The 11,703-nt window shown below is 52.2% G+C and carries 9 protein-coding genes, 1 tRNA gene and 1 pseudogene; 5 read left to right on the top strand and 6 right to left on the bottom strand.

Annotated elements, in window-relative coordinates; all coding sequences use genetic code 11:
* Nucleotides 1–18: 18 nt before the first annotated feature.
* Nucleotides 19–672, bottom strand: coding sequence for a protein-L-isoaspartate O-methyltransferase family protein (locus BUA85_RS00055; RefSeq protein ID WP_072898327.1), 654 nt, complete (start codon nt 670–672; stop codon nt 19–21).
* Nucleotides 673–816: 144 nt separating this feature from the next.
* Between BUA85_RS00055 and BUA85_RS00050 the strand changes: the two genes are divergently transcribed.
* From BUA85_RS00050 to BUA85_RS00040, 3 genes and pseudogenes are all read left to right on the top strand, one after another.
* Nucleotides 817–890: transfer RNA gene (locus tag BUA85_RS00050), tRNA-Cys, on the top strand.
* A 211-nt stretch (nt 891–1,101) separates the two neighbouring features.
* Nucleotides 1,102–2,145, top strand: a pseudogene (locus tag BUA85_RS16875) (linear amide C-N hydrolase).
* Nucleotides 2,142–2,522, top strand: a complete 381-nt coding sequence (locus BUA85_RS00040) for a DUF333 domain-containing protein (RefSeq protein ID WP_072898325.1) — start codon at nt 2,142–2,144, stop codon at nt 2,520–2,522. Before BUA85_RS16875 ends, BUA85_RS00040 begins: the two are co-directional and overlap by 4 nt.
* A gap of 76 nt (nt 2,523–2,598) precedes the next feature.
* On the opposite strand, the gene BUA85_RS00035 is transcribed toward BUA85_RS00040, so the two are convergent.
* Nucleotides 2,599–4,155: a phospholipase D family protein gene (locus tag BUA85_RS00035; RefSeq protein ID WP_072898324.1), complete on the bottom strand. Its 1,557-nt coding sequence runs from the start codon at nt 4,153–4,155 to the stop codon at nt 2,599–2,601.
* A gap of 199 nt (nt 4,156–4,354) precedes the next feature.
* Between BUA85_RS00035 and BUA85_RS00030 the strand changes: the two genes are divergently transcribed.
* Both BUA85_RS00030 and BUA85_RS00025 read left to right on the top strand, forming a co-directional pair.
* On the top strand, nt 4,355–5,425 hold the full coding sequence (locus tag BUA85_RS00030; protein ID WP_072898323.1) for an alpha/beta hydrolase: 1,071 nt from the start codon (nt 4,355–4,357) through the stop codon (nt 5,423–5,425).
* Between the two features lie 262 nt (nt 5,426–5,687).
* On the top strand, nt 5,688–6,206 hold the full coding sequence (locus BUA85_RS00025; protein ID WP_072898322.1) for an HdeD family acid-resistance protein: 519 nt from the start codon (nt 5,688–5,690) through the stop codon (nt 6,204–6,206).
* Between the two features lie 102 nt (nt 6,207–6,308).
* Here the strand turns inward: BUA85_RS00025 and cls are convergent, their stop codons facing one another.
* The 4 genes from cls to BUA85_RS00005 form a co-directional block, all read right to left on the bottom strand.
* A complete protein-coding gene (gene cls / locus BUA85_RS00020; protein WP_072898321.1) occupies nt 6,309–7,745 on the bottom strand; it encodes a cardiolipin synthase in 1,437 nt (478 codons plus the stop codon).
* Nucleotides 7,742–8,425: an endonuclease/exonuclease/phosphatase family protein gene (locus BUA85_RS00015; protein WP_072898320.1), complete on the bottom strand. Its 684-nt coding sequence runs from the start codon at nt 8,423–8,425 to the stop codon at nt 7,742–7,744. Before BUA85_RS00015 ends, cls begins: the two co-directional genes overlap by 4 nt.
* A gap of 196 nt (nt 8,426–8,621) precedes the next feature.
* Nucleotides 8,622–10,460: an amidohydrolase gene (locus BUA85_RS00010; protein ID WP_072898319.1), complete on the bottom strand. Its 1,839-nt coding sequence runs from the start codon at nt 10,458–10,460 to the stop codon at nt 8,622–8,624.
* 205 nt (nt 10,461–10,665) lie between these two features.
* The coding region (locus BUA85_RS00005) for an IS3 family transposase (protein ID WP_110559039.1) at nt 10,666–11,703 on the bottom strand (1,038 nt) is incomplete at its 5' end.

Below are 11,703 nucleotides of genomic sequence, written 5' to 3'. Positions count from 1 at the left end.
GTCACAAAAGTCTTAATGTTAGAGCACGAAGCCGTCTGTCTTGTCGAATTCGGCCAGAAGTGGCGCAGATGCATTAAATGCAAAGCGCCAGGTCACTTCACCGTCCTGCTTATGACCGATTCTGACAACCCCTAGCACACCTTCAGCAAAGATCGCAGCGATCTTGCCACCCTCTTTGAGTTGATCGCTTATCTCAGCGCTTACGGCCTCAACCGCACCTTGGATCATGATAATGTCGTATGGGCCAGATTTTGCCGCCCCAGCGGTCAGATCGCCAGCGATAATCGCGGCATTGTCGATGCCGAGTTCAGAGAGGATTGACTGCGCCTCGGACGCGCGGGTCTCGTCACTTTCCACACCAACCGCGAAATCGGCTAACTGCGCTGCGATTGCGGTCGAATACCCCAAGCCACAAGCCACATCCAAGACAATGTCTGTCGGCTCAATCGCCAAGGCATCAATCATTTTGGCAAGAGTCCGCGGCTCCAACAACGTCCGTCCACCACCGAGATCGAGGTTCTCGCCAATATATGCAGCTTCCCGTAGTGCTTCGGGCACAAAGGCTTCGCGCGGGGTGTCGAGCATAGCGTCGATGATTGGGAATTTTGTGACATCAGACGGTCTGACTTGAGTGTCCACCATCATCGTACGGCGTTGAGCAAAATCGATCACAATCTAAACTCTTCTGTTCAGCTTTCGGTCTCGCTACCAATGCCATAGCCTCCAGCGCTCAGCAATGCCCGAAGCAGTAAATCTGCGCATTCGATCTCTTGCGCGGGTTTGAGCCTTAGTATATCCGGCAACAACCACACGGCTGGCGAGTTGGCGGAGTGGTGACGCAGCGGATTGCAAATCCGTGTACACCGGTTCGATTCCGGTACTCGCCTCCATTTTTATCCCGATAGTTCTGTTTGAGTGATGGGCATGGACCCCAATCAATCCAAAGTTGCAAAATGATGGAATGCGGTTACACTTTTTGTGTAGCCAAAGAATTGAGAACGCCAACCATCATTCTTGCCAAACGTGCCTTACACTCGGCCGCATGGATTTTTCACACTACTTCATTCGGTATGGTTGAGTAGGTTTTGGAGGAACGATTTTATGTGCACAGGTCTTAGTTTGATCACTGAAGATGGCGCGCCTATTTTTGGCCGCACGATGGAATTTGGTTCGGATGTGCTGGAATTCCAACTTATCGCCTCGCCCGATGGCAAAGCCTACAAAGGGCACACCAAAGATGGCTATGACGGAATGGACTGGACAGCAGATCATAGCTTTGTCTCCGCAAGCCCATCAAAGTTTCTCTCCCCAACCGAAGGTGTAAATGACGCGGGTCTTCAGGTTGGCGTGTTCTTCTTTATGCCTTTTGAGAAAGCCCGTTTTCAGGACCCTGATCCTGAGCGTCTGACGGAGACCATCTCGAGTTGGCAGCTTCCAAGTTTGTTGCTTGGCAAGGCAAGCTCAGTTGAACACGCCAAAACACTACTTAAAGATACCCTCGTTGTAGACTCTGTCCCTTCCCCAGCAACTGAAGGTTGGGAATTTGAACCCCTCATACATTTTGCAATCAACGATGTGACCGGTGCATCGATTGTCGTGGAATATCTGCACGGCGAACTGCACATTTTCGACAATCCGCCTGGAACAATCACGAACCAACCTGAATTCAGTTGGCACCAACAAAACCTTAAACTGTTCACCAGTTTACCCATCGATCAAACACCTCCGCTCCCTTGAGACTCTGAGGCAGAAGGCGCGTCTGGGTTAGATGTCGGCAAAAAGGCTGACTACCCTGGTATTTTCACCTCCGCTGCTCGGTTTGTGAGGGCCGCAGTATTTAGTCAGAACGCCTTGCCAATGGCAGATAGTACGGAAGGCGTTCAACATGTTTTGAACCTCCTACACCACTTCGACCTCCCTCTAGGTTTCAAAGAATATGTACACATCGACGGGCGCACGATGCCGCAGTACACGCAGTGGACGAGCGTGACGGATTTACGAGATCGCCGCATCTACTTTAGAGTGTACGGCAACCCTAACCTGCAGATGGTCGTTTTGGATGATCTCGACCTCATCGGTGATGACATACAGATCATCCCAGTTAATGGCGAATTCTCAGCCGCAGCAGTGGAGCAACGACATTGAAACAACTCACCCTAGCCATAGCCGGTCTCACTTTTGCCGCCGGTACAGCAAGCGCACAGCAGCTGTCTCCTAACCCTGCGGCAACCTACTGCATCGAGAACGGTGGTTCATATGAAATTGTCCAAGGTGCGAACGGTGCGACAGGTATTTGCGTCCAATCGGACGGAACACATGTCGATGCTTGGGACTATTTCCGTCAGAGCCAAGTATTGGAAACCACGGTACAGCGCTTGTCCAATCCTGCTGCTGTCTTCTGCGTCGAACAAGGTGGCGCCTATCAAATCGTGACGGATGTGTCTGGCGCGCAACGCGGACTTTGTGTGGTTTTGGAAGCAAAAACCTACGACGCTTGGGACTACTATCGGGCCAATCACTAGCACCGTCGTGGTCAAAACTAAAAAGGCCCGCAGCGAAAAGCGGGCCTTTTTAGTTATTGCGTTTGAAGTGAGGCCGTCACAACATCCATTCAATTGGCAAGATACCGATGAAAGATGCAAGGAAGCGGCTAAACCAAGTGGTATTGGGTTCCGTATCCCAAACCTTTGGTCCGCCTTCCGCACCTGCGTCGATCCATTCAAGATCACCGTTTTCCGCGAACACAACCTCATAGGCTCGGTTTGCGATATTCTCATCCAATCCTTCGACGACCAGCGTCGATATCGACGGGCTGGCAACCAAGAACCCCATTTCGGTGTTCAAACGGGCAGACCGAGGGTCGAAGTTGTAAGACCCAACAAAGATATGTTCCCTATCGATAATAAAGGTCTTGGCGTGCAGACTTGAACGGCTTTCGCCGGTCAGTCCGAACTGTTCCGTCAAGGATCGTAGTTCTTGCGCGGTCTTAAGCTCAAAGACTTTGACGCCACCTTCGACAAGCGCCTCGCGATACCCGATATAGCCGCCATGCACCGGCAACACGTCGGTTGCCTCTTGCGCATTCGTCAATGTCCGAACGAGCAATCCATCTTGAGCCCATCCGGTCAGGCGATCCGTTAGGAAATCACCAGGAATGAAGTAGGCGGAAATCAGATCTATTTCTGATTGCGGTGTCGGAAGAATTTCGTAGAGGCGGACTGCCATGTAGCCGGAAGGGTCCATCGCGCCCAGCGCCTTGGCCGGATCATCACTGACCAAAGCGACCTCGACCCACTCAAAGACTTCGGCATTATTGTTCAGGTTCGGAATGATCAACGACTCTTCGATGGCCTGAAGGTATGTATCCGTCGCTGGATCATTTTCGATTTCTGCATAGGTCGCTGCCAACGTATCCGTCGCTGGATCATCAGGATCGCTCAACTCGCTGAACGGCACCGCGGATTCGCTTGCCCAATAAAGATCGAAATCTTCATCAACGTCGCGTGCACCATCACCGATCACAGCGACGTCGAAATCGAAGTAGTTCACTTCTTCATTTCGGTCGAAGTAGATATCGCCGATATTGCGGCCACCCACGATTGTCGCGACGCCATCAAATGTCATCGACTTATTGTGCATACGACGATTGATCCGAAGGAAATCGAAGATGTAGGTAAGAACGCGAGGCGATCTGAGGACAAATGGGTTAAAAACGCGCACTTCGATATTGGGGTGGGCGTCCAACTCCGCAAACTCTGGATCGAGATCAGGAATGCCGTTGTCATCCAAAAGGAACCTGACCCGCACCCCGCGATCCGCTGCCTTCTTAAGTTCATCGAGCAATAGGATACCAGTGATATCCCGCTGCCAAATATAATACCGCGCGTCGATGCTCTGTTCAGCGGCGCGCGCCATGGCGACCCGAGCAGCAAAAGCGCTTGGCCCCCCAAGGAGAGGAAGAACGCCTGATGTTCCAGGGTTTTCCTCGGCCATGCCAAGGATCAATTCACCCATCTGCGTGTCAGTTGATGCGGCGATGTAGGTCGAGTTTTCGCGGCCTTCATTGCTTGGAACCGGAAAGATAACCTGAAAAATGAATGAAGCGCCGACAAACAAGATAATGATAATCAGCAGATTTTTGAGAAATTTTAGCAAGTGTCCCTCCCCTGCCGCCCAGCGATGCGATCTGCACCAAAGACTTCGACAAGTGTGTTTTCATTCGTATTAATCACAACTCTAAGCGTAGCTGATAGAATTCGCATGACTTTTTTTGCGAGTCCGATGTAGATTTTTCAATAATGCCACGATTCATCAACACAATATTCTACTTATGAGTGCGGGAGCCCATCATTTTATGACTGCATTGCCTTTGAGAATTTTCGTCGCCAATTGGTTCGGCGTCCTAGCCTTTTCTTGTTTCGTTTCTATCGCGGTTTCAATCGTTCCGTCCCAACCGTCGGCACAAACAACCCAAGCTGACGTTGTTATTCCTTACATCACACTAAGGGACCGGACAGGCTCTGATGACCTCGACGACTATTATGGCCAAGACCGCAGCGAAATGAGTTCGGGTCGGTGTCTTGTGGACATTCGGGGTTTTGATTTTCTTTCGACTGCTGCCGAAATCTCACCAATCCGGATTCCAGAAGAGATCCTAAGCGTCGAAGCGATCGAAGAAGTCCCTCGCGACGCACTGTGGGCCGAACTCAAAGATACAGCCAACGGACGGGCGCCCAATCTCTATGTTCACGGCTTCTTCATCGGTTTTGAAAAAGGGTGCCGACGCGCCGCATCGTTCACACAGAACACAGCGACCGAAGGCGCATTTATGTGGTTCAGTTGGCCGTCGGACGGCAATCTACTGAACTACGCTCGGGATGAGGTGGACATGTATTGGAGTGTCCCAGATCTCGCTGAGACAATTCTGGAGATGCAGGAAGAGTTTGGCGAAGACCAGTACAACCTAGTCGGTCACAGCCTTGGAACGCGCGGACTGTTCTTGTCATTGTACCACCTGTCGAACTTGGACCCGCAAGTTCAGGCCGACAACGTTGTCCTTCTTGCCCCCGATATTGATTTTGAGATTTTCCGAAAATTGCTGCCCCGCGTCATCGGGCTCGCAAATCGGATAACAATCTACACAGCACCAAATGACCGCCCATTAGGTTTGTCTCGGCAACTGCATGGGTATGAACGCCTTGGCGAAAGCGGCAATGATGTTGCCCTTCTGGAAGGCGTCGAGATCATTGAGACCGACGATTTAGACAACAGTTCCCCCAGCGGACACTTGTATCACCTCTATTCAGATGAAGTCGGCACTGATTTGAACTTGCTGTTAACGCAAAGCTTGGGTGCGGCGGATCGACCAAATTTGAAACAAATCAGCGAAAACCGCTGGTCTCTCGTTCCTTTTGACGATGACTAAATTCGGAATTTTTTCACAGATTTAGGGTTCGACGATTGCCGCACGCTAAAAATTGCGAACGAGTGTTCGCGATTAACGCGAGCGATACCCCTACTATTCAACCTAACAAATAAATCACACTACCCTGAAAACTTGCCAAGTATCTGAATTTCAATAATAAGTTGTTGTCGTGACCTCACAAAGCTGTGATAGGGTCGCCCCATGGAGTTTTGGTCGCGCGAACATGTGGATCGGCGATCGACAATAATTAAGGAGAAAATCCATGAAACCATCCATAGTCTGGCCAGCTATCGGTGTGCTGATGATTGTCTTTGGTATCATCGCCTTGCTGAATCCATTCCGGGCAACCATCGCAGTTGAGCTGATGCTCGGCTGGATGTTCCTCATCGCAGCCGTAATTCAAGTGGTCGCGATCTTCAAAGTTGACACTTGGGGTCAACGTATCTGGGCGCTTCTGCTTGTTGTCGTCAATGTGTTCGTCGGTATTTCGCTTTTGAGCAATCCGCTTGCTGGCGTTCTAGCGCTTACATTTGTCATCGGCATTCTGTTCGGGGCGAGCGGCCTCGTGAAATTCTTTATGTCTTTCGGCATGCGCGGTACGCCCATGTTCTGGCCGATGCTCCTGTCAGGCATCATCTCCGTCATCTTGGCGTTCATGATCCTCGCTAACTACCCAGCATCCGCCGTCAGCTTGCTTGGTATCCTGCTCTCAGTTGAGCTGATCTCCAGCGGTGTAGCGATGATGTTCTTGGGTCGCGGAGAAGACGAAGCAGCGGCCTAGGGTCAACGAAATATTGTTTGCAGCGATTCCAAGAAGCGCTGCTTTCGCAAAAAATCAATGAGCGCTTCGGAGCAGAAACACTCCGAGGCGCTTCTCTTTAGGCTATAGGATGGGCCCGATCGTTGCGATGACGTTGTTCCAGATACGCTTGCGGTATGGCCAATCCAGAACATCCTGTAGATACAACGGGTCCGAGTCCTCAATGTAGGCCATTTGTCTGTCGCAGATACCGCCTGTCACCTCATCGTCCTGAAGCATGAGATTGTTTTCGTAGTTCAGATCAAAGCTGCGAATATCCAGATTGGATGACCCAATCAGAGAGACCTTGTCATCAACGGTCAGGGTCTTCGCATGCAGCAAGCCCGGCTTGTACTCAAAGATATGACAGCCGGCTTGAAGCAATTTACGGTAATAGCTCCTACTCGCCGCCGCCACGATCCAACTGTCGTTGTTCTTCGGGAAAACAAGTGTCACATCCACACCTCGGTGTGCCGCAGAGCAAAGCGCCTCAAGCACCGTGGCATCCGGCACAAAATAGGGCGTCGTAAGCGTGATTTCACGCCGTGCACAGGCAATGAGGTTTGCAAAGAGTTGCGGCGTGGCCCCTTTTCGCTCTGTCGGGCCGTCGCCCATGATCTGGGCGGGGAAGCCACCTTCGATGGACGTCGCCGTCAGCATGAAATCATCAAGGTTTTCGTCGGTGGCTTGAAACCAATCACTCAAGAACAACAACTCATTCTGCGCAACGATTGGCCCTTCAAACCGAAGCATAATGTCGATCCAAGGCGCATATTTTGGCTTAACGCGAAATTCAGGATCAGCGCAGTTGCTGCTGCCACAATAGGTAACTTTGCTATCGATTACCGTAATTTTGCGGTGGTTCCGCAGGTCGATCCGACTGGTCAAAAGAGCGCGTACCGGCTGATCCAGCGGCAACGCAACGGCCATTTTCACGCCTGCGTCTTTCATGGCCTGCCAATGCGGAGATTTGATAAACGCCCTTGAACCAAGCCCATCTGCCATAGCGCGGCACACAACGCCACGCTTCGTCGCACGGATCAGCGCCTGAGCGACATCCACACCCGTCGTGTCGTCCAGCCAAATATAATAGAGCACGTGAACATAGTTCTCAGCCGCATCAATATCGGCGATCAAACGGGCGGTGGTTTCGGCAGCATCTGCCATCAATTCAGCTTTATTCCCATCAACAGGATGGAAGCCATTGATCGAGGCCGCATATCGGAACGCAGGCCTATATGTCAGGTCGATCATGCGGTCGGTGTTCTCTGGCGCGCCCATAAGAGAGCCTGCGCGCTCTCGGATGAGGCCAAATGTCATTTCATGTCGGGTATTGGCTTTGTTTCCAAGATCAATTTCGCCAAACAGAAAGTAGATGAGAAAACCAGTATATGGCAAAACCATCAGCACAACGAACCATGCCAATCGTGCTTGTGGCGACAGGTCGTCCCTAAGAAGAATTCGGGTCGTAAAGGTCACCAATATCAAGATATGCAAAGAAAGCAGAATAAGCGCCGTCATGGATTGTCCCCTGTTATTTCTAGGTCGATCACGATCGGCAGGTGATCTGATGCGCGTCTGGCGAGTTCTGAAAAATGCACTCGGCTGGAGATGGCGCGTAGTCCTTTGGTCATTACAAAAAGGTCTAAGGCTGACACTGGCCGAGCGGCATGAAAGCTTAGACCCGGAAACACGATGGAAGCCGCGTTTGGAAACTGCAAGAGCTTTCTATTCCATTCATTGAAGTCCCCCGCAATCAAAACGGGGTGTTTTCTCGTTTTGAGAACATCATTTAACGTCGCCATCTGAAGCTGGCGCGTACCAGCTGTTAGCCCAAGATGTACGCCCAAAACTTCCACGTTGGGCTTATGAAAATGTGCGGCGACAGCGCCTCTGGGTTCAATTGACGGAACATCAATGCGATCTGTCGTATAGTCGGAAAGTGCTCGCTTCGCGAAAATGGCGTTCCCATGCCAACCGTGACTAAGTGGTCGGACAGAGGTTTCGCACAAGATCATCCCAAGATCCCGCTCAACCTGCTCTAACGGCAGAACACCTTGCCGACCGCCAATTCGCTTATCTGCCTCTTGCAAAACGACGACATCCGCATCGATCTCTGCCAGGACATCGACTATCCTCTCAGGATCGCGGCGCCAATCCAGACCGACGGCTTTTCGGATGTTATAGCTCGCAACGCGCACTCAGCAGCCTCGCTCCCAGGGTTCGTACTGTTCGATCAGTCTATGAGGCACAGAAGAGAGATACGATCACCACGTTCGGAGCCATTCTGAACATTTAAAGGTATGGCACAACTATAGGTTAATTCGCAAACGGTAACGTTCCTATGGATGCGAACTTTCTAAATAATTCAATAACTTCATTGAGCCAAACAGTGACTCAAGCTGCATAGACTTGACGTCCATTCATCCAGGTCTCTAGCACCTTGATGGATTTGATCTGATCTGGTTCGACGGTGCGGGGGTCAGCGTCCAAGATAACCAGATCCGCAAACTTCCCAACTTCCAATGACCCGATCTCATGCTCGGAGTTGAGCTGCCACGCCGCTTCATAGGTCATCGCACGTATCGCACTTTCGATCGACACCCGCTCTGTCGGGGCAAGGACATAGTCAGGCTCTTTCCACGTGCGACGCGTGACCGCGATTTCCATCATATGCAACGGGACGGGATCCGTGACCATGAAGTCAGAGTGAAGCGAAAACCCGATCCCAGCCTCCTCCGCACTTTTGCAGCGATCAAGGAGTTGGGCTTTCTCTTCCCCAAAAACGATGTCGCGCATCGCCACGCCCCAATAGTAGACATGTCCGATCAGGAAACTCGCCGACACTTTGAGGTCTTTCATGCGCGCAACCTGTTCATCATGCAGAATCGAACAATGCTCAATCCGGATGCGAACTTGCTCCAAATCGATCCCCGCCTCTTGCATCGCGTCGCAGGCATCCAAAATGTTGTCGATTGCGGCATCCCCGTTCCCATGAACCGCGATTTGCCAACCCTTTGACGCGCGGTCGATTGCCGTCGCCGTAAGTTCTTCTGGGCTCATATAGGCCATGCCATAGTCATCAGTGTTCAAATAGGGTTCGCGCTGTAGACCGGTGAAGCCCTGATTGGAGCCATCCGCGACCAGTTTGTAGCCCGCCACCCGCGCAATAGCATTTCCCGTGCCCGGCACAACGCCGGCTGCGTCCCAAGCCTCAGTGCCCACAGTGTAGAAGGCATACCCCCGAATGCGCGCCGTTAGCTGACCCGTCGCGGCAGCGCCGAGCATCACTTCGGCATCCTTGGGCGATTGTGTAAGACCCCCAAGTGCGAGCTCTGAGACCGTCGTGAGACCAACCGCACTCCATTTCGACAGGAGCGCAATCAAGCCATTCACGGGATCAACTTCCGCCATTGCAGGATTGGCGTTTGCGACAGGCGTGAAAGAAACGTTGTTGCGCATGACACCGTTCAAGCGCCCAAATTGATCACGCCCGTATTCCCCGCCCGGCGGATCTTCGACGCTGTCATCAATCCCCGCCATCGCGAAGGCAGCGCTATTGGCGTAAGCTAAATGCCCCGAAGCATTCAGGATCATAATCGGGTTCTCAGTAGGGATCGCATCAAGCTCCGCAAAAGTCAGTTCTTTTGGGCCGTCCTGAACAGCGGGATCAAAATTTCGAAACGTCAGCCATTGGCCCGGATGCGCGGCTTCTGCGCGTTTGGCGATAAGGTCCAAGACTTCCGCGGTCGATTGAAAGCGCGCCATGCCGACATATTCCATCAGCGCGTCCACGATCGAACCCGCAACCACATGAGTATGCGCCTCCACGAAGCCAGGCAAAAGAACTTTGCCGTCCAGATCAATAATGGTGGCCTCCTCACTGGCGGCAGCGCGCACATCGGCCTCCGTACCAACCGCCAAGATCTTTTCGTTCTGAATTGCGATTGCCTCTGCTTGGGAGAACTCAGCATCAACCGTCAGAACTGTGCCATTCAGAAAAACTGTGGTTGTCGTCGTGGCTTCAGGCGCTTCATCAGAACCCCAAATTGCCTCAGCCACATGACCAGTCGGCAGATCATCGTTCTGCAAAGCCAGCCATTCCGCCGCCCCGCTACACGACCAACCGCCTTTTCGCCTTCCATCGCTGTCGAACTGCGACCCTTCAAAGCTGTGCTTTAGAAATTCGCTATAAAATCCGTTGCAGCACGTGCAGCCAAATACCTGCTTTTCCATCCCAATGCTCCTTTCAATGATCTGAGCGAGCGCTTTGCTCTGTAGAAAAGTCTCTAATAGCACAAAAGGCCAACTGGACCTGTGAGAAATTGGAGGTGCCGGTGCTTGGTCAGAAGAAGAAAGCGTGGTTGTGTCCGTCGTCAGGGATTTTGGAACAGATGGGCGCTTGAGCTAAGAGAGGGTCAGGCTCATCTCGTTGGTTTAATTATGCGGCGGATTTGCTGTGAAGCAAGCGTCGCGTTTCGATGGTCTTTCGTTTGATCCTTTCTCGTTGTTTTAGGATGGTCTGGCCTCGCCCGAAGTAGACATCAGCAGGCGTAAGGTTTTGCAGGCTCTCGTGGTAACGACGATGGTTATAGTGATCGACGAAGGCGTCGATCTGCTGTCGTAGGTCGCCTGGCAGGTAGTAATTTTCCAAGAGGATCCGGTTCTTCAGAGTCTGGTGCCATCGCTCGATCTTGCCTTGGGTTTGCGGGTGATACGGTGCGCCACGGATGTGATCCATCTTCTGATCTTCAAGCCAATCAGCCAGTTCACCAGAGATGTAACTCGATCCGTTGTCCGAGAGCAGGCGCGGTTTGTGCAGCACCGTTGCCTGGTCACACCCCGATGCCTGCATCGCTAAGTCGAGGGTGTCGGTCACATCTTCGGTCTTCATCGTCGTGCAGAGCTTCCAGGCGATAATGTATCGGCTGTAATCATCGAGAATTGTTGAGAGATAGAACCAGCCCCAGCCGATGACCTTCAGGTACGTGAAGCCCGTCTGCCAGAGCTCGTTGGGACGCGTGGTCTTGTCCTTGAACTCATCAGCAGCGGACAGAACGACATGGGCCGGACTGGTGATCAGGTCGTAGGACTTGAGAATGCGATAGACGGAAGCCTCTGACACAAAATACTTTTCTGTGTCAGTGAAACGCACAGCCAGCTCACGCGGCGACAGATCGCTTTCCGCCAAGGCAAGGTCTTTGACCTTCTTGCGCACCGGTTCGGGAATACGGTTCCAGACCCGGGATGGCCTAGGGCTGCGATCCTCAAGCGCCTTGGGGCCGCCAGCCAAATACCGATCATACCAGCGATAAAAGGTGGTTCTGGGAACCCCCAGCTTGTCCAGTGTGCGCTTGGTTGGAAGGTGCGAGCCTTCAACGAGACGGATGATCTCCAGCTTCTCGGATGCCGGGTATCTCATTCTTCGAGCTCCCCATCCGCGATCATGCTTTTTTTGAGCAATCGAAGTTCCAGGGCC

The sequence above is a fragment of the Cognatiyoonia sediminum genome, assembly GCF_900129845.1.
Lineage (GTDB): Bacteria > Pseudomonadota > Alphaproteobacteria > Rhodobacterales > Rhodobacteraceae > Cognatiyoonia > Cognatiyoonia sediminum.
The sequence above is the reverse complement of the archived record's forward strand: the minus strand, read 5'-3'. Positions and strand labels throughout refer to the sequence as shown.